The sequence below is a fragment of the Phycisphaeraceae bacterium genome, from assembly GCA_019636675.1.
Classification (GTDB): Bacteria; Planctomycetota; Phycisphaerae; order Phycisphaerales; family UBA1924; genus JAHBXC01.
Window position 1 is genome coordinate 398,651 of the sequence record JAHBXC010000003.1, and the last position, 24,358, is coordinate 423,008.

At 66.5% G+C, this 24,358-nt stretch carries 13 protein-coding genes and 1 tRNA gene; 7 read left to right on the forward strand and 7 right to left on the reverse strand.

What is annotated here, in order from left to right; genetic code table 11:
• Positions 1–4: 4 nt before the first annotated feature.
• Complete coding sequence (locus KF684_11940; protein MBX3353634.1) at positions 5–733, reverse strand: type II secretion system protein; 729 nt, start codon at positions 731–733, stop codon at positions 5–7.
• Positions 734–877: 144 nt separating this feature from the next.
• Here KF684_11940 and KF684_11945 point away from each other — a divergent pair, with 144 nt between their 5' ends.
• Positions 878–1,759: a hypothetical protein gene (locus KF684_11945; GenBank protein MBX3353635.1), complete on the forward strand. Its 882-nt coding sequence runs from the start codon at positions 878–880 to the stop codon at positions 1,757–1,759.
• A 2-nt stretch (positions 1,760–1,761) separates the two neighbouring features.
• Here the strand turns inward: KF684_11945 and clpB are convergent, their stop codons facing one another.
• From clpB to KF684_11965, 4 genes are all read right to left on the reverse strand, one after another.
• Positions 1,762–4,374: an ATP-dependent chaperone ClpB gene (gene clpB, locus KF684_11950; protein ID MBX3353636.1), complete on the reverse strand. Its 2,613-nt coding sequence runs from the start codon at positions 4,372–4,374 to the stop codon at positions 1,762–1,764.
• 138 nt (positions 4,375–4,512) lie between these two features.
• Positions 4,513–5,535 (reverse strand): SUMF1/EgtB/PvdO family nonheme iron enzyme, encoded by a 1,023-nt coding sequence (locus KF684_11955; GenBank protein MBX3353637.1) that lies wholly within the window; start codon positions 5,533–5,535, stop codon positions 4,513–4,515.
• Positions 5,536–5,667: 132 nt separating this feature from the next.
• On the reverse strand, positions 5,668–5,889 hold the full coding sequence (locus KF684_11960; GenBank protein ID MBX3353638.1) for a hypothetical protein: 222 nt from the start codon (positions 5,887–5,889) through the stop codon (positions 5,668–5,670).
• A gap of 145 nt (positions 5,890–6,034) precedes the next feature.
• Positions 6,035–6,373: a DUF4286 family protein gene (locus KF684_11965; GenBank protein MBX3353639.1), complete on the reverse strand. Its 339-nt coding sequence runs from the start codon at positions 6,371–6,373 to the stop codon at positions 6,035–6,037.
• Positions 6,374–6,580: 207 nt separating this feature from the next.
• Between KF684_11965 and KF684_11970 the strand changes: the two genes are divergently transcribed.
• From KF684_11970 to KF684_11985, 4 genes are all read left to right on the forward strand, one after another.
• Positions 6,581–6,652 (forward strand) — tRNA-Gly (locus tag KF684_11970).
• Between the two features lie 354 nt (positions 6,653–7,006).
• Positions 7,007–8,482 carry an arylsulfatase gene (locus tag KF684_11975; protein MBX3353640.1) on the forward strand — a complete coding sequence of 492 codons (1,476 nt, stop codon included), beginning with the start codon at positions 7,007–7,009 and terminating at the stop codon, positions 8,480–8,482.
• A 246-nt stretch (positions 8,483–8,728) separates the two neighbouring features.
• On the forward strand, positions 8,729–11,023 hold the full coding sequence (locus KF684_11980; protein MBX3353641.1) for a CotH kinase family protein: 2,295 nt from the start codon (positions 8,729–8,731) through the stop codon (positions 11,021–11,023).
• 218 nt (positions 11,024–11,241) lie between these two features.
• The gene (locus KF684_11985) at positions 11,242–12,939 is read left to right on the forward strand and encodes a hypothetical protein (GenBank protein ID MBX3353642.1); all 1,698 of its coding nucleotides are present in this window, start codon (positions 11,242–11,244) and stop codon (positions 12,937–12,939) included.
• A gap of 75 nt (positions 12,940–13,014) precedes the next feature.
• Here KF684_11985 and KF684_11990 read toward each other — a convergent pair whose 3' ends face one another.
• A complete protein-coding gene (locus KF684_11990; protein ID MBX3353643.1) occupies positions 13,015–17,202 on the reverse strand; it encodes a hypothetical protein in 4,188 nt (1,395 codons plus the stop codon).
• Positions 17,203–17,314: 112 nt separating this feature from the next.
• Entirely contained in the window at positions 17,315–18,121 is an 807-nt protein-coding gene (locus KF684_11995) for a hypothetical protein (GenBank protein ID MBX3353644.1), read from the reverse strand.
• A gap of 523 nt (positions 18,122–18,644) precedes the next feature.
• On the opposite strand from KF684_11995, the gene KF684_12000 reads away from it, so the two are divergent.
• Together KF684_12000 and KF684_12005 are read left to right on the forward strand one after the other, a co-directional pair.
• Positions 18,645–22,712 carry an FG-GAP repeat protein gene (locus tag KF684_12000; GenBank protein ID MBX3353645.1) on the forward strand — a complete coding sequence of 1,356 codons (4,068 nt, stop codon included), beginning with the start codon at positions 18,645–18,647 and terminating at the stop codon, positions 22,710–22,712.
• Between the two features lie 1,031 nt (positions 22,713–23,743).
• Positions 23,744–24,355, forward strand: coding sequence for a hypothetical protein (locus KF684_12005; GenBank protein MBX3353646.1), 612 nt, complete (start codon positions 23,744–23,746; stop codon positions 24,353–24,355).
• The last annotated feature ends 3 nt before the right edge of the window (positions 24,356–24,358 follow it).

Consider the following 24,358-nt stretch of genomic DNA (forward strand, 5'->3'; position numbering starts at 1 on the left):
GCGGTCAGATGTCGCGTCCGAGCACGCCCTTCTCGGTGGTGAGGACGGGCGCTTCCCAGATGACGCTGGGCAGGTCGACGCCGCGGATCATGGTGTCGAACGATCGCTGCTCGCCGTGGCCGTCGACGAAGTGCACGAAGTGCTTGAGCTTGTTGAACTCGCCCCTGCGCACCGTGTTCCACCGGATGAGCAGCCCTTTCGCGCCCGGGAACGCGACGGCGGACTCGGGCATGGGCTGGTGGTTGCGCACATCGGGAGTGCGCCCGTGCTCGAAGAACCAGGGCGTCGCGAACGCGCCGAACATCATGAAGTCCTTGGCGGCTGCGTCGTACGGGCGCGCCGGAATGTCCCACTCTGGATCGACCTCGGGCCCGTTGCGCGCCAGGGCGCCGTCGTAGCCGTCGAGGATCAGTTTCCACCACCACGCGAGGGGCTGGCCCCAGTAGGTCCCGTCTGGGTCGAACCCGCCGATGCCCTGCGGGCTGTCGAGCCGGGGGGTGTACTCGATGGGTGCGAGCGCCGTGCCGGGAATGCCGTAGTAGGGGTACCAGCCGCGCCGATCCGTCGTGTATCGCTGGAGTTCTGAATGGACCTGTCGCTGATGGGCGAGGACGGTGCGCTCTTTCGCGATGAGTCGGACTTCGCGCAGCGTGGGGATGAGGATGCCCAGGAGGATCGCGATGACGCCGACGGAGAGGAGGAGTTCGAGGAGTGTGAAGCCCCGGGCTCGCATGCTTCGAAGAAAAATTGCGTGCTCCATGACGAACTCTCCGGAATGGGCTTGACAGCATACCGTGCGTTTGTGTTACTGTGCTGCTGAACACAGAGAAAAAGCCGGGCGATCTCCGGTGCGTGACACTGTCCAGAGGGGGTAATCGTGAAACGATCGCACGCATTCATCATCCTCGGGGTCTGTGTCGCGGTGGCCGTGCTTGCGGCCTGGGCGATCCGGCTGCGTGGCCCCGGGTACAACATCCCGCGCGAGCATGTCGCCTCGACGCGGGCGGCGCATCGGTGGCTGGCGGCTGGTGGCGTCGTGCCGATCTCCGACCGCGACGCGATCGTCGCGCTGATCGAAGGCGCCGAGAAAGTGTCGAACCAGGACAACTATTTCCAGCCCACCGACGAGATGAAGCGATCGCTCGCGGAGTTGATGGCCATGTGGCTCGATCTTCGCGCTCGCGCCGACGCAGAGGGGTACGCGGCGTGGATGCAATCCCGCGGGTATGTCTACGCCCTGCGCCACCCCAAGGGACGCGATCATCATCACATGGATGACTGGTCGCTGGGCGGGAGTTGGCGGCGGTACTCGGGAGAAGAGCCGCCCGAAGACCTGAACCAGATCGATCCCGAGCGGTTCTTCCGGCTCGCGTTCGTCGGCACGCTCGAAGAGCAGCGCGGCATGATGCGCGGCGAGAAGGTCGCACGAAGAATGCAGATCTACTTTCAGGAAGTGGACGCGTATCGCTATGACACAAGGCCCGTCGGGCTCAACGAATGGCCCGAAGCGGACTACTACGAGGGCTATTCAGTCAGCGGCGATCGTCCCCACTGGATGCCGCCGATCTCATATGAAGAGACCCTTGATCGCGATGAGAGAGCCCTGGTGGCGATGATCTTTCTCGGAACCCAGTCGGCGCAAGGTGATTGGGCGCCGATGTGCGTCGCGTGGTACTACGACCCGGTCGGCGAGACCTGGCACATCGAGAGCGCCACTTCTTCCAACACCTTGCGATCGAGACCAGTCATCGAGCGTTAATCTCACCCCGCCCCGAAGGTGAAACTCTTCCCCTCGTACCCCACGCGCACCGTCCGGCCGTCCGTGATCTCGCCCGACAGGATCCGCGCGGCGATGGGGTTCTCGAGGCGTTGCTGGATCACGCGCTTGAGCGGGCGGGCGCCGTAGACGGGGTCGTAGCCCTCGTTGGCGATCGCGTCGATCGCCTCGCGCGTCAGTTCGATGCTGATCTCGCGATCCGCCAGGCGCTTCCGCAGGCGCTCGAGCTGGATGTCCACGATCTGCGCGATCTGCTCGCGGCGCAACTGGTGGAAGATGATCGTCTCGTCGATGCGGTTGAGCAGTTCGGGGCGCAGGAACAACTTCAACTGCTCGCGCACCGCCGCCTCGATCTCCCAGTCGTCTGCCCCCTTGCCCGTTAGTTCCTGGATCTGCTGGCTGCCGATGTTGCTCGTCATCACGACCACGGTGTTCTTGAAGTCGATGGTGCGCCCCTGCCCGTCGGTCAGGCGCCCGTCGTCGAGCATCTGCAGCAGCACATTGAACACATCGGGGTGCGCCTTCTCGATCTCGTCGAACAGCACGACGGCGTAGGGCCTGCGCCGGATCGACTCGGTCAGGCGCCCGCCCTCCTCGTAGCCGACATACCCCGGGGGCGCCCCGATCAGGCGCGCGACGGCGTGCTTCTCCATGTACTCGCTCATGTCGATGCGCACCAGCGCCTCTTCCGTGTCGAACATGAACGACGCGAGCGCCTTGCACAGTTCCGTCTTGCCCACCCCCGTCGGGCCCAGGAACAGGAACGAGCCGATCGGGCGCGCCGGGTCGCCCAGCCCGGCGCGGCTGCGCCGGACCGCGTCGCTCACGGCGCGCACCGCGTCCTCCTGGCCCACGACGCGCCTGCCGAGTTCCGCCTCCATCTGCAGCAGTTTCTCGCGCTCGCCCTCGACGAGCTTGCTCACGGGGATGCCCGTCCAGCGCGCAACGATCTGCGCGATCGCCTCCGCGTCGACCTCTTCCTTGATCAGCGACCCGCCGCGCTGCTCGCGCTCGTCGATCGCCTTCTCGGCCTCGTCGAGGCGCGCCTGCAGGTCGCGGAGTTCGCCGTACTGGATGCGGGCGGCGGTCTCGAGGTCGCCCCGGCGCTGGGCCTGCTCGAACTCGACGCGCTTGGCGTCCATCGTCTCGCGGATCGACTTCACCTCGTCGTGGAGGGACTTCTCCTCCTCCCAGCGCGCCGTCAGCGCGCGGTTCTTCTCGTTGAGGTCAGACAATTCCTGCTCGACGCGGTCGAGTTGGCGCGCGCTCTGCGCATCGCCCCCGGCGCCGTCTTCGGTCTCCATCTGCAGCGCCTGCTTCTCGATCTCGAGTTGCATGATGCGCCGGCGCAGTTCGTCCAGTTCGGTGGGCAGACTGTCCGCCTCGATGCGCAGGCGGCTGGCGGCCTCGTCGATCAGGTCGATCGCCTTGTCGGGCAGGAAGCGCTCGGTGATGTAGCGGTTGCTCAGGCGGGCGGCGGCGACGAGCGCGCTGTCGATGATGCGCACGCCGTGGTGCGCCTCGTAGCGGGGCTTGAGCCCGCGCAAAATCGCGATGGTGTCCTCGACGCTGGGCTGATCGACGAACACCGGCTGGAAGCGGCGCTCGAAGGCGGGGTCCTTCTCGATGTGCTTGCGGTACTCGTCGAGCGTGGTGGCGCCGATGCAGCGCAGTTCGCCTCGAGAGAGCGCCGGCTTGAGCAGGTTCCCGGCGCTGACCGCGCCCTCGGCCTGCCCGGCGCCCACGATGGTGTGCAGTTCGTCGATGAACAGGATCACGCGCCCCTCGCTGGCGGCGACCTCGCGCAGCACGGCCTTGAGGCGCTCCTCGAACTCGCCGCGGAACTTGGCGCCCGCGAGCAACTGGCCCACATCGAGCGCGACGATGCGCGCGTCGCGCATGGACTCGGGGCAGTCGCCGTCGACGATGCGCAGGGCGAGCCCCTCGGCGATCGCGGTCTTGCCCACGCCCGGCTCGCCGATGAGCACGGGGTTGTTCTTCGTGCGCCGGCTGAGCACCTGCATGCAGCGCCGGATCTCTTCGTCGCGCCCGATCACGGGGTCGAGTTTGCCGGCCGACGCCTTCTCGGTCAGGTCGATGCCGTACTTCTTGAGGGACTCGTAGTTGGACTCGGCGCCCTGGTCCTGCACGCTGGTCACGCCGCTGGCGGCGCGCACGGCCTTGATGGAGTCCATCAGGCGCTTCCGCGACAGCCCCACGACCGAGAGCGCTTCCTTCGCGTCGCTGGCGATCTCGCTGAGCGCGAGCAGCAGGTGCTCGGTGGAGACATAGGCGTCGCCCATCTCGCGCGCGTCGGCGTCGGCCTTCTGGAGGATGGAGAGCATGGCGCGCCCGGGCTGGGGGGGCGTGCCGGTGACCTTCGGCATGCGCGTGAGGGCGGCGTCGACGACCTGCGTGACGCGCTCGGGCTGCACGCCGGCCTTGGCGACGATGGACGCGCCCGTCCCGCCGCGCTCGGAGAGCAGGGCCGAGAGCAGGTGGAGGGGCGAGACCTCGGCGGATTCCCGCTCCATGGCGAGGCCCTGGGCGTCGGCGAGGGCCTGCTGGGCGAGGGTGGTGAAGCGGTCGAGTCGCATGGCGTGTCTCCTGAGGCCATGCAAGGGTACAACCGCGGCGCCAGACCAAGCCCGTAGAACGGGGGCCTGCCGCGTCGCCCGGGGCGTGGATGGCGTGCGCCGGGGGTGATGTCTGCCGGAGTGGCAGACGACCAACCTTCACCGCCTTCGTCGTGTCATGATGATGGTGTACAACGAGAGCGTCGCACAAACGCCGGGCGCCGGAACCGCCGCAGCGATGCGTAGCCCCCTGAAGCCGGTGTCCGCCGTGTTCCAGACCTGGTCGTCGACCTGGTCGGGACCTGAGCCGCCGTAACTTGATCCTGCCGAAAAGTACCGCACGCTGTCCCAGTGATCGAGCCACTCGCTGGTCGCGCCCGACGCGTCGAGCAGGCCCCAGGGCGTCATGGTCTGAGGGTATGACCCGAGCGGGATGTAGTTGGCTGTCGGCGATCCCTCGGGCGGTGGACCTGTCAGGTAGGCGCTCGTTTCAGCGCCCTTCTGCCCCGGGTATCCGGGGACGAGCAGGTCGTCGCCCTGGTTGGGAAAGAGCCACCAGCGCCCCTGGCCGGGGAACGCCGGGTCTTCGGCGTCGGGATCGAAGTAGACCGCCTTCTTCCACTCGTCGCGCGTGGGGATGAAGAACTTCGCGTCCTGTTCGCGCGGGACCGGCGATCCGACCACACGCGGCGAATCGACCGTGTACCCGGCCCCGGCGAGGTTGTACGCGCCGGTGAGCAGCGCCTGGGCCGAGACCTCTTTGCCGTTGTGGAGCCAGTTGCAGTACATGGCCGCGCTGATCCACGAGGTGATGCCCACGGGTGTGCGTTCCGCGTTGGCGAGCCCGGGTGTGAGTCGCCACTGTCCCGTGGTGGTGGTGGTCTGGGCGCCCCACCCGTTGACGGTGGCGAAGAACTGAGGGTTGTCGGCGAGGTGCGAGTTTGTGTTGCGGAATTCGAGCCAGTCGCCGGTGCTGACCTCGGTGCGTGCGATGCGGTACTCGTAGTCGACGCGTCCCTGCCCGGCGCCCATGAGGTTCGGTCCGAAGGGGTACCCCTCGTACGCGCGGTTTCCCGGGGCGCCGATGGTGACGAACTCGTACCCGTGTTCGACGGTTACCCTCAGATCGCGTGCGGAGGCGGTCGAGACGAGCGCGAACGACACCAGGAGAGCGCTGTGCATGCATCTTCTTCGGCGACGCGCGTTGTGCTGGCTGCACTATCCGTGCTTCGAAGAAGCCGTCTCAAACGAAAACGCCCCCGAGATGCTCGGGGGCGCGTGGGTCGTTCGTGGAGGTGTGGTGTGCCGGCGTCGCTAGGCGTTCTTGTCGATCAGGTTGCCGGAGGTTTCCTCCGGGCCTCGCACGCCGCTGACGGCGCCGCGCGACGCTTCGTTCTTGGGGCCGGCCTCGGCGGCGTCCTTGATCATCGCGACGGCGAGTTCGCCCTCGAACTTGGCGTTGTCGAGGGCCTTCCTGGCGACCGCGGTCCCGACGCTGCTGCGGAGCGCGTCGCCGTTGACTGCTGAGAAGTCCATGCCCGTGTCATCGACGCGATCCCGGGGGGGATCGACCGGGCTGTGCGCGAATGTCGGTGGGGCTGGATGTTCTCGGACCGCGGGTGGCGACGCGCCGTCTGGAGGAGACGGGGAAGTCCGATCACGCGCCGGGGCGTGGCCCGGGTCAGTTCTTCGGACCGTGGATCTCGCCCACGGTGCGCTGGTAGTGGATGCTGGGCGTGCCGTCGCCCTTGGGGGGGAAGAGCTCCATGCCGCGTGCGCGCAGGCGCGGGGCGTGTTCCCGGACATAGGCCATGTACGCGGCCCGGTCGGCGAAGACATAGCGGCACTCGACGACTGGGACCGGGCCCGTGCTCTCGATGTCGAGGCGGACGGCTTCGGCGCTCAGGGCCCCCGCGTCGAGGAGGTCGCGCAGGTGCTCGCCGGTCATCCACGCGAGGAAGCGGTCGGCGGTGGCGGCGTCGGGCAGCGAGGCGCGGACGGTGTACGCGATCTTGGCCATAGGGCGAAGGGTAGGGGGGTGGGCCGCGGAGGGGCCCCGAGGGGGTGCAGAACCGAACCTGCCCGGGTTCCTTCACCGAGCGTTGACACCCCGGGGGACCCCCTCTAGTCTTCGCGGCTCGCAACGGGCGGCCCGGACTCCGAAAGGGGCCTGGGCCGGTGGGACCCGTCGGTTCATGCCGTCATCCCCTCGTCGCGGCGACATCTCGCGGGTGTAGCTCAGTGGTAGAGCGTCACGTTGCCAACGTGAAAGTCGAGGGTTCGAGTCCCTTCACCCGCTTTCGGCGCAGAGCCCGTCGCGAATCGCGACGGGCGAGCACCCGCCGATCGCCGGCGGGAGCGTCCACACACAGCCGATTCGGCGCCGGGTCGCTCTCGGTCGCGGACAAGCCCCCACCAATCTCCGAAGTGCACTGCGTGCGGCGTCGCGATTGACCGCCCGCGGGCTGGTAGCATGATGGGCCGGTTCACTCTCTCGTGAATCGCAGAGATGCTCATGGATGAGTCGCGAGCAGAACACCGTCGTCCGCGTGGCGTCCCGTGTGGGGCCGCGTTGCGCCGTGCCGCAGCGGCCGGCGACGGCGTCGGGCAAGCCGCTCGATCCGAGCGCGACATCATCACAAGGAAGTACGAAGTGAGAACTCCGAGACGGATCGTCGGCGCTGTCGTGTGCGCGATCGTGGTGTTGCTTGGTGGCCTGATCGCGTCGCCGCTCGCCAGCGCGGGCGAGCCCGCGCGGCCGCACATTGTTCACATCGTCGCCGACGATCTCGGGTGGAGGGATGTCGGCTTCAACGGGGCCGCCGACATCAAGACGCCGAACCTCGACGCGCTGGCGGCGGAGGGCGCGAAACTCACGCAGTTCTACGTGCAGCCGATGTGCACGCCCACGCGTGCGGCGCTGCTCACCGGGCGCTATCCGTTCCGCTACGGCCTGCAGACCGCGGTGATTCCGTCGGTCTCGTCGTACGGACTGGACACCGAGGAGTGGCTGCTGCCGCAGGCGCTGAAGGAGGCGGGGTACAAGACCGCGATCGTCGGCAAGTGGCACCTCGGCCACGCCGACAAGAAGCACTGGCCCAACCAGCGCGGCTTCGACTACCAGTACGGCGCGTTGATCGGCGAACTCGACTATTTCACGCACGAAGAGCACGGCGTGCTCGACTGGTTTCGCAACAACGAGCCGGTGCGCGAGGAGGGGTACACGACGACGTTGTTCGGCAAGGACGCGGCGCGCCTGATCGAGCGGCACGACCCCGCCACGCCCCTCTACCTCTATCTGGCCTTCAACGCTCCGCACACGCCCTACCAGGCGCCGCAGGAGTACATCGACCGCTATCCGGGCATCGAGGACCCGACCCGGCGTACGTACGCCGCCATGGTGACGGCCCTCGACGACGAGGTCGGTCGCGTCGTGGCGGCGCTGAAGAAGCGGGGCATGCGCGACAACACCCTGATCCTCTTCCACAGCGACAACGGCGGGACATTCAACCCCATGTTCGCCGGCGTCATGGCCGATGTCTCGAAGATCACCATCCCGTGCGACAACCGACCGTTCCGTGACGGCAAGGGGTCGAACTACGAAGGCGGCACGCGCGTGAGCGCCTTCGCCAACTGGCCGGGTCGGATCCGGGCGCAGGCGGTCGACGGCCTCATGCATGTGGTCGATGTGTACCCCACGATCGCGGCGCTCGCCGGGGCCTCGACCAGCAAGTGCAAGCCGCTCGACGGTTTCGATGTCTGGGACACGCTCTCCCGTGGCGCAGCGTCCCCGCGCACCGAGATCATCTACAACATCGAGCCGTTCCGCGCCGCGATCCGCCAGGGCGACTGGAAACTCGTCTGGCGCACTGTCCTGCCGTCGAGTGTCGAACTCTTCGACCTCGCGGCAGACCCGTCGGAATCGAACAACCTCGCCGGCAAGCACCCCGAGATCGTCCGTCGGCTCCAGCAGCGCCTGGAGGAACTGTCGCGCGAGGCGGCCAAGCCCCTGTTCCTCGTGGACCAGATGAGGGTGGTCACGACGAACATGAACGGGGAGCCGGTGCTGCCGTACGAAGATGGCTACGGCGAAGTCGAGCACATGCCCGGCGCCGCCGGGAAGGAATAACGGAAAGTCGCGGCTGGGGCGCTGACGCACGGATGCCTCGACGAGGATGCTCTGAGAGCCGGCGGCCCTCAGATTGCCCAGAGTCGCGCGCCGTGGGGCCGGGCTCGCGTAGAAAAAAGTTCGAGAAACGGACAATCTTGGCAACATCTTCATACTCCGGGCGTTAGACGGGCGCCGCGCCCTCCGCGCGCCCCTGTCCTGCATGCGCCAGCCCGATCGTTCCCTATCCGTTTCGGAGAACCCGGTATGAACACTGCCCGTCCGCGCACCCGCCTCCTTTCGTTCGTGGGCGCGCTCCTCGTCGCGTGCCCGGCGCTCTCGCAGGACCTCTACGACACTGGCGTGCTGCGCTCGTTCAACCTCTCCTTCCACGACGCCAACTGGCTGACGCTGCTGCGCCAGAACTACGCGTCGGAGACGCCCATCCTCGCGGACCTCGAGGTCGACGGCGTGATGTATCCGGATGTCGGGGTTCGCATCCGCGGCAACACTTCGTACACGGCGCTGCCCGCCGGTTCGCAGAAGTTCTCGCTCAAGATCCTGACGGACTTCGTGCACTCCGGCCAGGAGGTGATGGGCTACGACAACCTCAACCTGAACAACGGGTTCCGCGACCCGACCTTCTGCCGCGAGGTGGTGTACAACAACTTTGTCGCGCAGTTCATCCCGAACCCGAGGGCGAACCACGTGGTCGTCTCGCTCAACGGCGAGAACTGGGGCGTGTACATCAACGTGCAGCAGCCGAACAAGCGGATGCTGCGCGACTACTTCGCGAACGCGGACGGGCTGCGGATCGTGTGCGCCAACAACCCCAACGGCCCCGGGCTGACCTACAACGGGCCGAACGCGTCGGGGTACACCGGGTACCAGATCTCGAACGATGGCGGGCTCGCCGACCCGTTCGCCGCGCTCATCGCGGTGTGCAACGCGGTGACGAACTGGCCGATCGGTGCGTGGATGGACATCGATACGGTGTTCGCCATTGACCCTTCGATCTGGTCGGTCGCGCTCGAGAACATCCTCACCGACGACGACAGTTACATCAACAAGGGCGCGGACTTCATGACCTACCTCGACCCGCTCGACGGGCGGATGCACCTGCTGCAGCGCGACGCGAACGAGACCTTCACGCAGGCGACCTGGTCGCTCACGCGGAACTTCACCGCGAGCAACAAGCCGGTCCTCAGCCGCGTGCTGGCGGCGCCGGAGCTCCGCCAGCGCTACATGGCGCACTACCGCACGGTCAGGCAGAATCTGACATGGGACTACTTCGGCCCGATCTTCCAGCAGCACCGGGCCCTCATCGACGCCGCGGTGCAGGCGGATACGAAGAAACTCTACTCGTACGCGCTTTTTCAGAACAACTTCACCTCGACCGTGACGATGCCCCTTGGGGGCCTGGCAGGCGGCAACATCATCGGCCTGCAGCAGTTCGTCACCCAGCGCGCGTCGTTCCTCAACGGCAGCGCCGAATTGCTCGCAAGCGGGCCGTCGATCGCTTCGGTGCAGGCGTCCTCGTCCTCGCCCGACCCTTCCGAGCCGGTGTGGATCACGGCGAGCGTGTCCCCGGCGGGGAGCCCCGTCGCGAAGGTGGAGCTCTTCTACCGGCCCTCGAACACGACTGGCTACAGCCGCGCGCTGATGCTCGACGACGGCGCGTCCGGCGATGGCGGCGCGGGCGACGGCGTCTACGGCGCGCTGCTGCCGGTGAATGCCTCGGGCGGGCAGATCATCCAGTTCTATGTCGCGGCGACCGCGTCCAACGCGTTTGGGTCGCTCTCGTTCCGGCCCGCGCTCGCCGAGCGTGGACCGGACTCCGTGCAGTACACCTTCGGCGACACGGGCGTGCGCCTCACCGAGTGGATGTACTCGGGCGGCAGCGGCGAGTTCATCGAGTTCACGAACATGTCGAGCAAGCCGGTGGACTTCACCGGCTGGAGCTTCGACGACGATCACCGCGTCTCGGGCGCGTTCGACCTCAGCGCGTTCGGCGTCGTGCAGCCGGGCGAATCGGTCGTGGTGACCGAGAGCGATGCGTCCGCCTTCGCGGCGGCGTGGGGGCTCGGGTCCGAGGTCAAGGTCATCGGCCTGCTCGGAGCCACTGCCGGCAACAACCTCGGGCGCAACGACGAGATCAACCTTTACGACGCTATGGGGAATCTTGTCGATCGCCTGACCTACGGCGATCAGTCCTTCCCCGGCTCGATCCGCACGCAGAACAACTCGGGCCAGACCGCGCCGGAGAACCTCGGCCTGAACGACGCGCTGCTGTGGGGGCTCTCGGCGCCCGGCGACGTGTACGGCTCGTACGCCGCGACCACGGGCGAGCACGGCACACCCGGTTCCTATTTCGCCGCGGGATGCTTCGGGTTCCCCGGCGACACGAACGGCGACGGTGTGGTGAACTTCACCGACCTCAACACCGTGCTGAGCCAGTTCGGGCAGGCCGGCGCCGGTCTCGCTGGCGATGTGAACGACGACGGCGTGGTGAACTTCGCGGACCTCAACAGCGTGCTGAGCAACTTCGGTCAGTCCTGCTAGGAGGCGGCGCGGCGGGGCGCATCCTGTTGTCATACCGGCGGCTGCGGAGCGCGGCGTGGCGCCGACGCACGCCGGCGTCCGGCCGAGCGGTATGAAAGAGTTGTAATCTCCGGGAGTTTCGAGGCGGCTTTTTTGCTCGGTGCTGTACACTGGGTCCCACGCAGTCCCGATCTCGGTCGTGCCGCGGCGTGGAGTGCGAGAGAGAGGGAGTGCAATCCATGCCTGCTCGCCGAACACTCGTGCTCTTCGCCGGTCTGTCGCTGTCGTCGGCGTCGCTTGGCCAGGTCGTCACCACGCTGCTGATCGCGTCGGGTCAGAACGCGCCATTCGTGACGGGCAACTTCGGGGCGCCGCAGAACCCGGCGTGTCAGGCCCCGGGGCGGGTGGCGTTCTTCTCGGCGCTCTCGGGCACCGGCAATCCCGGGCTCGACAACCGCAGCGTGTGGCAGGCGCAACTCGGAGGCGGGCCGAGTCTGTTCGGCATCCAGGGGCTGAGCGTCCCGGGCGCTGCGGGACGGACGATCTTCGCGATCCCCGGCGTGCACACGCAGAACCGCGCGGGCGGCGTCATGTTCCCGGCGCGCCTCGACCCTCCTTTCAGCGACGACAACACGATCATGTATCACTCGGGCGGCCTGCTGCGGATCGCGGTGCGCGAGGGCGACGCGGCCCATGGGGTTCCCGGCGCTGTGTTCGGCGAGGTCGGTCTGGGCGGGTTGCCCCTCGAGCATGCACTGAACGACTCTGGGCGCATCGCGTTCCTGGCGCCGCTGACCGGCGTGAGCGCGCCCGGCAACCGAGCGATTTTCACCGGCGATGCGACGACGCAGTTGTACACGCTCGTGGCGCGCCAGGGCGAGCCGTCTCCGACGCCCGGGGGGGCTGCGTTCTCGTTCCTGACGCCTCCCTCGATCAACAGCGCGGGAGATGTGTCGTTCTTCTCGAATCTGAGCGGCGCGCCCAACTTCGCGCTGTTTCTCAGGCCGTCGGGCGGCGCGCTGCAGCCGGTGATCAGCGCGGGCGACCCGGCGCCCGGCTTCGCGCCGGGATGGACGATCACCTCGCTCGCGGGCCAGAACAGCGGCCCGCCCATGATGAACGACAGCGCCGAGTTCGCGATCTCGGGCGGGGTCTTCACGTCGATGGGCGGCATCAGCAGCGCGGCGCTCTGGCGCGGCAGCGCGGGCGCGCTCGAACTCGTCGCTCGGCTGGGCGATCAGGCGCCGGGGCTGCCCATGGGCGTGCAGTTCATCACGGGCTTCGGTTCGATGATCAATCGGGGCGGCGATGTGCTGTTCTATTCGTCCCTGAGCGGGGTCCCCCAGCCGGCTGGGTTCTGGATCGCGCCGGCAGGCCAGTCGCCGCGGCTGCTCGCGCTGCTGAACGCGCAGGCGCCCGACATGGCGCCGGGCACGCTGCTCACGAGCATCAGCGTGGGCGGGTACACCATCAACAACCGGGGTGAGGGGCTGATCTATGGGTCGCTGAACTATGCCGTGAACGGCACGCCAGCGACGGGCATCTTCGCGGGTCGGCACGGGCGTCTGCGCAAGGTCGTTGCGTCGGGCGATATGTTCGAGGTCAACGGCGTGATGCGCACCGTACAGAGCGTCGCGTGCCTGACGGGCAACTCTCCCGACAGCGGCCACCCGATGAGCATCAACGATCGCGGCGAGGTCGCGTTCACCTGTGCTTTCGTGGGAGGGGGCGGCGCGCTCTTTCTCGCGCAGCTGCCGCACCCCTGCCCGGGCGACACGAACGGCGATGATCAGATCGACTTCGCGGACCTGAACACGATGCTCAGCCAGTTCGGTCAGACCGGTGTCGGACTCCCGGGCGACGCGAACGGCGACGGCGTGGTCGACTTCGCGGATCTGAACCAGATCCTGACCGTGTTCGGTCAGTCGTGCCAGTGATCACAACCGCCCTCTCGGCGGACACGCTGCGCCCGGCTCGTGCGGGTGTGGCGCATTCGCGCGCACTCGTTCGGTTCAGGCGCGCTCGCGCCGGCGAAGCCCGAGAACGGCGCCGGCGCTGAGGAACACAATCGCGGCGCCGGGAGTCGGGACGGCGCGCGCTGCGCTGAGCCCGTAGGCGCCCAGGAGCGTGTTCAGGTCGGCGAAGTCGACGACGCCGTCGGCGTTGATATCCCCGGCGAGGCCCGATCCTGCGACGCCGAAGTCGGCGAGGAGCGTGTTGAGGTCGGAGAAGCCGACGGTTCCGTCGTTGTCGAGATCGGCGATGTGGCGGACGCCGAGGAGATAGTCGGTCTCGGTGCGCGACGACCACCAGGTGAGGGAATCGTCGGCGAGTTCGGGGAGGAGAAGGGCGCTGAAATCGCCCGAGACGACGCCGGCGGAGAGGATGCGCCAGGAGTCGCCCCAGCCCGGGTCGTAGCCGCCGGAGAGTGCGACCTCGAGGACGCCGTCGAGGGCGGCGTTGGAGGTGATGGTGAGCGTCGAGGCGTCGTCGGCCCCGGTGAGCGAGAGGGCGAGGACGGATTCACTGAAAAGCGTGAGGGACGACGCGCGGAGGTTCGCGGAATCGGTGAGCGCGATGGTTCCGGCGTTCTCGAGGCTGGCGAGCGTGACGGCGGATCGGTCGAGCCGGACGATCGCCTGGGCGCGGTTCGAGAAGTGCGCTCCCGTCGAGTCGAAGTCGTGGTCGACGACCTCGAAGACCGAGAGGTTGTCGGCGACGGTGCGCATCGCGTCGAAGCGAGAGTTCTGACCCTCGAGGCGCATCGTGGCCAGATTGAACAGCACGGGGCGGTCGCCGAAGTCGAGCCAGCCGCCATTGCGGGCGATCCACTCTCCGCCGAGCAGAACTGAGCCGGTCATATTGAGGAAGGTCACACCTTCAGGGTGAGAGTTGTCAGGCCCGAGCACGAACCGACCCCCGTCGGCGATGACCGAGCCGTTGTTCAGGAATGCCCTGGTGGTCTCACCGTTCGCCGCGCCGCGGATCACGACGCGTTCGTGGTGGGCGCCCGAGTTCTGCGCGTCGGGAGCCGGCGCGATCGCGCGGATCGTGCCGTCGTTGGTGAAGCGATTTCGGAGTTCGAAGTCGATGTCGGACCCGACGATCTCCGCGTCGTGCCCGAGCGAGATCTGGCCGGAGACGGGGACGAAGCGCCCGCTGGCGCCGGGGGCGAACTCGAGCGTGCCGCTGGTGAGAAACTGGCCGCTGGTGGAGAACCGAAGACCGGACGCGCCCGCGATCAGATTCGCGTTGCTGAGCGAGACGCGTTCGAGCGAGATCTGGCTGCCGGCGACGGGCGCGAGGAAGCGCGCGTTGGCGAGGTTGCCCCGTAGCACGGAGCTGAGAACGGTCACATCCCTGTCGCCGAAGTCCGCGAGCGAGTCGAGCATGTTCATAGAGCCGTTGATCGTGATGGAGCGCGCCCCGTCGAAGGTGACCGGCCCGTCGAGCGAGTTGAGCGACCCTACGATGCGAAGGTCGGCGTCCACCATCTGGATGGAGGTCAGCGAAGCGCGGTCCCAGCTCCCGGCGAGGCGCAGCGTCGATTCTTGGATGAGAATCGACCCGGTGTTCTGCCAGAGCGTCGAACCGGTGCGAGTGGCGAGGAATGTTCCGCCCGCGGTCACCGAGATCGAGCCAGAGTTGTTCAGGGAGTTCTGAACGGTCAGCATGCCCCCGACAGAGTGGATGTCGGCGTTGTTCGTCAGGTGGTTCACCACCATCGAACCGGCGTGATCGATCTGGGCCTGACCGTTATTCGTCAGGAAGGTCGCGTTGATCACGCCGGACAGAGCGTGAAGCGTGCCCGTATTGGTGAGCCCGTTGGCGTTGATCGCCCCGCCCGATTCGGCGCGCACCAGCCCGGCGTTGGTCATCGTGGAAACTGCCAGGCTGGCTCCGGCCCCGAGCGCACCCGCGGCGCCGCCCTGCTGGACCGTGACGAGGTTCGTGGAGAGCTGGCCGCCCTCGGCGCGCAGCGTTCCACCCGCATGCACCTCGATGTTGGGCACACTCGGCGCGACCAGCCCGCTGAATCCACGGAGGGTCGCGCCCGCCTGAATGAACAGTGTGGGCGTGATCGGGGCGGGCTGCGTGCGGGCCAGCCCGCCTCCACGGAGCTCGTAGTCGCCGTCGTGGAGTCTCGTCGTGACGCCGATGACCGTCGGGGCGGCGGTCGCGAAGCGCATCGTGCCCCCACTCATGGAGATGTCGTCGATGAGCCGGAGCTGGAATGTCGGGGCGACATCGATGTCTCCGCCCGTGAAGACGACATTCTGGAAATCGGCGCTGGACTGGGACGCGAACTGAATCGGCAGGCCCGCGAGGTCGAGCGTGCCGTTGCGCAGCGCTCCGCTGCGCATGACGAGCGATGAACCGAGGTCGGAGAGTCTGTACCCGTCGTTCCCGAGCGTCCAGAGCCCGGCGACGGCGACGCTGCCCATCGCGCCGTCGATCTGTCCGATGTGCGCACTCGTGAACTGGCCTGCCATGCGGAACTCGCCCAGCGTCGCGACGGTGATGAGGCCCTGATTGTCCCATGCGCCGGGGGTTGTGAAGATGCCGGATGCGCCGACCTGGATAAGGCCCCGATTGATGAGGTTGATTGCCCCGACGAACGAGAGTCCGGCGCCGGTTTCGACGGTGATCGTGCCGTTGTTGTTCAGCGTTCGAGTGGCGATGCCGCCGATGCTGGTGAGCGTCCGACCGGAGGTGTTTGCGATGATGTGTCCGGTTGGCCCGATGGTGAGCGAGGAGCTTTGCGTGATCCCGAGCTGGCCGTTTGCCCCGGCGCCGAACGCGCCGACGCGGACGGTCGAGTTCTCGAGCGTGAAGTCTGATCGGAAGACGAGGGTCCCGCCGCGGACGAGGAGCTCGCTCCCCGTCGTCGAGAACGATCCCGACAGCGAGACCGAGGTGCTGCTCCCTCCGGTCATCTCGGTGTTTCCGCCCGTGAGCGTGACGTTCTCGAGGATGTTGGTGTATGAGCCGTTGCTCGTTCCCTCAAGACGGAGCTGCCCTTCGCCGACGAGCGTGGCGTTGCGGAGGGTGGCGTTGCTGAGGCGGAGGGTGTGGCTCCCGAGGTTGAGGGTGGGGTTCGTCGGTGTATTGACGCCATCGCTGAGCACGAGCGTCGAGTTCACGAAGACAGTTGATCCCAGGTCGCCGAGTCGATCGTTGCCGCTCATGGTGATGGTGCTGTTCTGCGCGTAGATGACGCCCTGATTGGTGAGCCGGCCGGAGAGGTTGAGCGAGGAGCCCAGGAGGAGGATGTCGCCGAAGTTGTCGAGTCGGGAGCTCATCGTCAGGGACGCGCCGTTCTCGAGGCGCAGCTCGCCGCGGTTCTCGAAGGCCCCGCTGGTCACAGAGCTCGCGGTGTCACGGAAACGGACCAGCCCGTTGTTCACGATCGTCCCAGTCCCCAGCGTCATGTTGAGTGCGCCGCTGTTGCTGATCGTGCCATCGTTGACGAGCTTGCCTCCACCCGTGATGCGGATCTGGCCAGAGCCGGAGACCGTGCTGCCATCGGTGATCGTGGCGAGCCCGTCGGCCGCCGGGAAGAAGAGCTCGCCCTGCTGCAAGGTAATGTCGTAGTCGATCGCTGCATCCAGGATGTTGTAGACGAGCCGAGCGTTGTCGAGAACGATGGGCCCGGCCGAGACGAGGCCGGAACCGGTCACGAACGCTCCGACGAGCGCTCCGGGCGAGCCGCTCGTGAGGACTGTGGGGCCCGGGTTCGAGAACGTTACGGAATCAAGGACATTCGACAGCCCCATGAGCCTGATGCCGTCAGAGAGCGAGGTCCAGTTGCCGCCGCGCAGCGTGCCGACGCTGAGCACCAGGCGACTCGTCGACGACGCCTGGCCGAGGACTTCGAGCACGCCCCCGCTGACGACCTGGAGCTGCGCGGAAGGCCCACCGATCATCAATGAGTTGACTCGCCTGCTGTCGTTCAGACTGACGACGAACGGGGCGCCCGATGCGTCGATCACGACGTCGGGCGGCGTGAGTGCGCCGGGCGCGCCCGGCGCCACGCCGCTGTCCCAGGCCGCGTCGTCGCTCCAGAGCCCGCTGACCGGCGAGGCCCAGCGCACCGGCTGCGTGCCGGCGTGCACGGTCCGAGGATGGGTGAGGCCCGCGGTTGCGCCCGCGAGGGCCGCGAGCCGTGCGCACAGAATCGTCGCCTTGGAGATCGCCATCGGTCCCTGCTCCTGGACGGCTGCCCGCCGTTGTTCGGAGAGTAGCGGAAAGGCCTGCCCGAACGCAAGGAAAATCTCGCGATGTCACACTGGTGAACCCGCGGCGGGCGCCTCAGTCCTCCGGATCACCCGGGCGCCAGAAGAAGGCCTCGGGGTGGTGCTTGAGCAGCCAGCGCGTCTCGCGCCGGCGCTTCCAGGATTCGTACCGCTGGCGCAGCGATCGCGCGGGCACATCCGGGTACGAGCCACGCGCCAGCACGGATGCGCGACGGATGATCCGCCGGTGGATCGGGTGCTCCACGGTCTGGGTTCGCCACATCAGCGCCTCGAACTCGATGGGATCGGGCGTCCACCACGGCTCGACGGCGCCGAGCGCGCCCATGAAGTCGTACAGCTGATCGGTGTCGAAGTAGGGGAATCGGTCGCTCTCGTACGCCTTCCACCCGCGCTGCACGCGATGGTCCGTGCCTCGCCAATCGACGAGGTAGCGCTCGAGTCGCTCGAGCGGCACGCCCCAGAGCCGTTCGAGGTCCTCGGGTCCGCCTTTGCGCCAGGGTCGCGGCGTGGACGGGCGGTCGTCGTAGTACGCGACATCGGTGCTGAAGTCGGCGATAAACTCGCCCGAGTGGAACAGCCCGAAATCCCAGTGCTCGCTCTCTTGGCAGCGCAGCTCGATGAGCGGGCACGAGTAGCGCCTGCTCAGCTCGATCGCCCAGGGGGCTGCGTTGTTGGTGATGCAGAGCGTGTCGTCGTTCCACTTCGCTCGGAAGGTGACCGGCGTGGGCATCTCGACCCAATCGCCCCACGCCGAACCCGGACGCGGCCCCTTCATCAGCTCGGCGGCGAGCTCGATCGCCACGCGCGGGAAGTCTTCCCTGGGCACGCCTTTGAGGATGCTGTAGACCGAACGGTTCGCCATGTTCGACGCCCTTTTCTCTACGCGGCCGCGCGTGCGCCCGCGGGTGCAATTCCGAGGGCGAAGCGTAGCGTCTGCGCGTGTGAAACAGGGCAAGCAATGAACGGATTGTGGACCATTTTTGATACACACAGAGTTGTTCGTGTAACAAAAATGAAAAAAGCAAGATTGCCGCCAAAAACCGCTTGACGGCGTCCGGGCGGTCGATATCTTCCGCCTCGTTCGACGGCCGCGCATCGAACGGGCGGGTCAAGCCCGGGGGAACGCGCGACCAACATCAGAGGGGTTTTCCATGCTTGCTGCGCTCCGCTCTGCGTGGGCGACGGTGCTGTCCGTCGCCCGGTGGCTCGCCGCGCTCTGCGCGGTCGGTCTGTCCGCGTCCTCGTCTGTCGCGTTCGGTTCGCCGCTGCTGGGCGACCTCGACGCCGACGGCGTGGGGGAGTATTTCGCGCTGCGCCCGGTGCGTTCGGTCGACGCGCCCGTGGTGGGGCAGGTGCGCGTGTACTCGGGGACCACGCGAGCGCTGTTGCGCTCGTTCACCTCGCGCGAAGCGGACGACGCGTTCGGCGTGTCGGCGTGTTTCATCGCGGATCTGAACGCCGACGGGGTGGACGACATCCTCATCGGGGCGCCGCGCGCGTCCACGATCGGGGGTGTGCGCACCGGTCGCGTCTACGCGCTGTGCGGCGTGAGCGGCGGGGTGATCTTCACGGTCGACGGCGAGGCGTTCTCCGACTTCGGCAGGACGGTCGCGCCGGTGGGCGATCTGGACGCCGACGGCGTGCCCGACTTCGCGGTCGCGCAGCGGCGCGTCGACCCGCTCGGCGAGTGGTACGGCCTGGTCACCCTGCACTCGGGCGTTGCGGGCGAGCTCATCGGCGGGTTCTGGAGCGACGAGGGCGACGCGACCTTCGGGTACAGCGTCGAGAGCGTGGGCGACCTCGACGACGACGGCGTGCCGGATCTCGCGATCGCGTCGCCGCTGGTCGAGACCGGGCCGGGGTTGCGCGGCGGCGTGCGCGTGTTCCTGAGCGCGACGACCGGCTTCGGCGAGGGGCGCGCGTCGTCGGACGCCGATGGGGCGATCAACAACACCGCGCTGCCCTCGGCGGTCTTCGGGTCGGTGCTGACGCTCGGGCGCGATCTCAACGACGACGGCGCGCCGGAGCTCGTCGTCGGCGCGACGATCGTCGATCCGGGCACGGGCATGCCGCTGGCGGCGACGCTGACGGCGTACGACCTGTCGACGCTGCGACCCGTGGGCTCGGCGATGATCGATCCTGCGTCGCTGCGCGTGGATGTAACGGGCGATCTGGTGATCGACGAGCGCGATGTGATCGAGTCGCTGCTCTCGCTCGGGCAGGCGGCCGACACGAAGAACCCGATCAACCCGGATGTCGACGGCGACGAAGAGGTGACGACCACCGACCTGCTGCACGTGCTGGGCGCGACGCCCGGCGCGTTGTCGCCGGTGGAGCTGATCGACCCGACGCGGGCGCCGCAGCTCGCGGTGGCGCTGCTGAACATCCTGGACATCATCCGGATGTGCATGGGCGTGAGCGCCAACGACGACCGGATCCGGCTGAGCGCGCTCGACCCGCCGGACCTCGGGCCCCAGACCGAGCCGATCAGCCCGGCGGAGCTGGCGTGCTGCATCTACCGGCTGGTGTTCTGGCTCGTGCCGGAGGATCTTCGCCCTCCGCCGCCGCCGGGGTGCACCATCGACGACGGCTCGGGCGGTGGCGGCGGGGGCGGCGATGGCGGAGGCGGTGGAGATGGCGGTGGCGGCGATGGCGGTTCAGGCAACGACGACGAGTGCCAGTTCTCGATCATCGGGCCCGATCTGCTCGTGGTCGGGCAGGGCACGGGCGTGTTCTCGATCGTCGGGCAGACCAACGGCACGCTGACGCTCTGGAGCTTCTACCCGCCCATCAACCCGGTGGTGCAGTTCGCGGGCTCCGGCATGACCGGGCCTTCGGCGAGTTTCCGCGGCGTGCGCCCGGGCGTCGCGCACATCGTCGCGACCTCGTATCGCAACGGCAACGCGCAGTGCTCGGCGACGAAGGAGGTCACGGTCTCGGGCCCGTGCGAGGTGGAGCTGAGCGGGCCCGGGTCGGTGCTCGTGGGCGGCAGCGCGACGGTGACGGCGGCGAACGTGGAGCCGGGCGCGATCCTGTTCTGGTCGGTCGAGGGCCCGGGGATCGTGACGGGCACGACGCAGTCGAGCGCGACGGTGCGCGCGCAGGGCGTGGGCGCGATGCGCGTCGTCGCGTCGATGCGCGTGAACGGCGCGGAAATCTGCCGTCGCGTGCTCGTCGTGCAGTCGTCGTGCGCGGGCGACATCAGCGGGCCTTCGTCGTTGCCGATGGGCGCTTCGGCGACCTACAGCGTGAGCGGGCTGGGCGCGAACCACTCGGTCGACTGGACGGTGACGGGCGGGCTCTCGATCCTCTCGTCGTCGTCGAACAGCGTGACCGTGCACGCCGGCGGGTGCTTGTCGGGGACGGTGCGTGCGCGGCTGAGGGTGGACAACGAGCCGACCTCGTGTGTGACGACGCGCGAGGTGGACATCGTGGTCAGCAACGCGGCGTTGACGCTGAACGGGCTGCCGGAAGAGGGGTTCGTGCAGATCCAGCCGAACGGGACGGCGCTGGAGTTCGTGCTGCACGCGTCGGGCGTGGGTGATTTCGAGTGGCTGGCGACCTCGTCGACGCCCGGCGCCGCGACGCTGACGCCGGCGGGATCGGCGTGCCTGCTGCGCGTGGACGCGCCGACGGCGCTGGAGGTGACGGTCCGGCGCACGCGCTGCTCGACGACGACGATCGCGCGCACGCTGGTGGTGGTGGGGCTGGACCTGGCGATCGACAGCAACAACGACGGCGTGATCAACGCGCTGGACGAGGAGATCGAGGAGAGCGCACCGGGGCACGTCATCCTGGCGAACACGCTGGACTATGACGCGGATGGGATTCCGGATTATGCGGATGGGATCGGGCTCCTGCCTGGGTACTCCGATTCCGAACGGATCATTGGTGGCGCATTCTCACCCGTGAGACTGTCACTGAGCGAATTGGGGGGGCTCCCATTTAACGCCCTGCGGTTCGAGTACGACGCGTCGCCACCACTGGCTGTGCACATTTCTAGCACAGAATATTTTGCACGTCCCGCGGGCTCGCTTCGACTATGGATCAAGGACGCAAGTCAGCCCCGTGATCCGCGGCCACTGCAAGACGGCGGCGACTTTGTTCCTTCAGGCATTATTCCCTTGCAGGCGCTGAATCTCGGTATGCAAGGCGGAGTCATCACGCTCTACCTCGAGTCGGTGCGGCCCAGCATCGCACAAGGCGACAAGGTGCTTCGAGTCGAACTCACGGAGGGTGGCACCGGACTGAACACGCCTCAGCAGCCGACTCCGTTCGACGCAGTCCGAATGACTGCGACGGAGATACAGATTCTCGGAAGAGCCAAGGGTGACTCGGAGTTCTGGCCGACCGACGTGCTTTGGCCGTCAACTCTGCAGCGGGACGGCCAGGCGTCTCTTCCAGAGTTCCTGCTCGCTGGTACTTGGCAGACGTATCAGCTGCGTGTGCACGATCCTCGCCCCGGTCTTATTCAGGTGGCGGTTGCTGGTCAGGCGCTCACGATTGTACACGATGGGGTTTCGTACATCACTCCAGAATTCATCTGCCTTGATCTCGATACTCCGGCGGATGCACAGATGCCTGAATTTCCTGCGGTGTGGCTCCCCCGCGATGTGAGTGTGGAGATCGCGTACAATCCTAGCGGTCGGACGCGTCGGGGGTACGCCATTCCTCAGTCAGACCCGGACACCGACGATCTTGTGAGGATTATTAATGACATAATCGTTGCAGATATGGAGGCGAACAACTGGATCGCAGCAAATCCAGATGATCCTGGCGCATTTGGTAAAGAGGTCCACCGTAGACTTGGGCTGCATTTGCAAGGAGACCCTCGCTTTGTTGGTGACGTCTTGGTTGATCGACATACCAATCACGTCGTTGGATTCGGTCCGCCACGCCCAGGCACCATCCAGATTGATGTGCTTGGTGTTCGCGATGGTTATGTCCCGCAAATCGGGGAGCGCCTGGATCACTCCAAGATTAAGTGGGGCTACGAACTCAAGACAAGCATGTCGGGTGCCATTGACTATGATCAGCGTGAGGATCTAGAGAATGTGCTAGGTGAGGACAAGGTTGTGGGGATGCGAAGTCGTCGTCAGTGGCTCGCGGGAATCGGGTGGCGAAACACCGATCGATTCATCGCTGCGCGACGGTTCCTTGGTGCGGTGGCGGCTGCTGGCAAGAAAGTCTCGGTTGGCGTGGGGGTAGTGGCTGCCGCGTCACAGGCGTATGCATTCGCACCCCGAGCCGATGATCAGATGCAGCTTGTGATGGCCCATTATGAGGATCTTCTTACATATGATCCTCACCATACAGAGGTCACTCTTCCGCTCACTGCATTCGGGGAGGCAATGTCCCAGTTTATCTTCGAAGCGACTGGCAGCCGCGAGTACGCTGGCGGCAGCTTTCTTGTCATCTTCTATGGTTTTCTGGCGACTACTAGTCAGGAATAGCTCATGGGTGCAGGTGGATACATCGGCTTCGTAGTTGATTCGCGACGTGGTGCAGCTCGGAGTGCGAATGGTCTCGCTGACTCAGATCTTCTCGACCGTCTTGCTCAGGTGGCGGGGGTCCGCTCTTGCTTGCTTCGAGCATCCTCGCAAGATGCTCGCGAGCGATGTGGCTTCGCGCAGGTCGTTGTTGAGGTGCCTGAGTCCACGACTCTCTCAAGCTGTCTCCCGCACGACCTAGATTTGTCGGGTGACATCTCGTTTCTATTCGGCGCCTGTGAAGCCGCGATGCGCATGTGGAACCGAATGGAGTTGTCGCCAGGACGCTTTGGGTCTTGGCGACCGTGCGAGCCAGTGGTTACCCTTGGCGACCATTCGTTAGAAGTCTTTCCTACACCCAATTCTCGACCTCGCTACATGAAGGTGTCGGCGTCCCTTCGGTTCCGTGGCCGCGGGTGGCCAGAGTCTCTGGAGTGCGCTGCGACGGATCTGCTCTCAGATCCAGACGCGCGTCGTATGACCGAGATCTTCAGGGCGTCCTACCCCGATTTGGTAGATGTTGTGTCTTGGGCGTAGCGACGCGAGTGAAATGAAACGAAAACTCTGGATCCACTCCTAAAGCGTAGAACATAACTTGCAACCCGCCCCCACTTGAGCGACGATGCCCTTCCAGCAGCCATTCGTTCTGGCGTGGTTCGCCGTTGGCTGGCAGCGGATTCCGCCGACGCGGTTCAACTACCCCACCATGACCCGTGCTCTCGGGGCCACTTGCGCTCTGGGTTTAGGATCAACTGTCGAGGGACTGCCAGTGCACGCTTTTTATGGCAAGGACGACCGCGACTAGTCTGTTCATGCGTTCGTGAACAAGCTCATGCTGGCGGTACAGCCCCGAGCCACGCTCTGATGAGTAACTTCGCGCATGACGGATTCGAGCATCTTGTTGCATACTTTAACACCTTCTCGGGAGGTTCGAGCGGCGTGACGCTGGGCCTGACGATGGGTATGGTTCGATTCCTCAAGGCGAACTGAACATTATGAGCGGCACGGGAACACTCTGGCTCTACACGCAATCGCGATTCGACTCTGACTGGCAGGAGCGATTGTCCGCCGCGCTCCGTGAGCTTGGGGTCGAGGATGCTGGTGTGATGGGGTCGGCGCACGACTCCGATCACGAGGCGGATCTCCTTGTGGCTCTTGACCGATGGCGGAGTGGTGCGTGCGATGCGTATGAACTGCTTGAGTTATCTGATCATCAGGGGGACATCCGATTCTCGGTGAAGAGCATGCAGTTGGCTTGGCAGTACATCGCCAGTGCTCCAAGGTTCTATTTCTTCCTCCGCCCGAACGCGGTCGCGCAGCGTCTTCAGGAGTACCACGAGCGGACTGCGTCGCCGCACCGCGGCTCGCTCATGCTTACCGACCTTTCGGTGTTCCGCGGCGCCAGTCTGGCGTGGACGGAGAACCAGCAGGGCAAGCTGGTGGTTCACGACTGGTGCCGCTGGCGGTTCGGGATCGATGGTTCTGGCTGGCTTCAGTCGTGGGAGTATGAAGCGGAGTTGATCAAGTCACCCTTGGTCGCTGAGTGGCGAGCGGCCTTCGAGCGTCAGTTCGGGGCAATGGAAATAGCCCTCAACTGGGGATGCTGACGC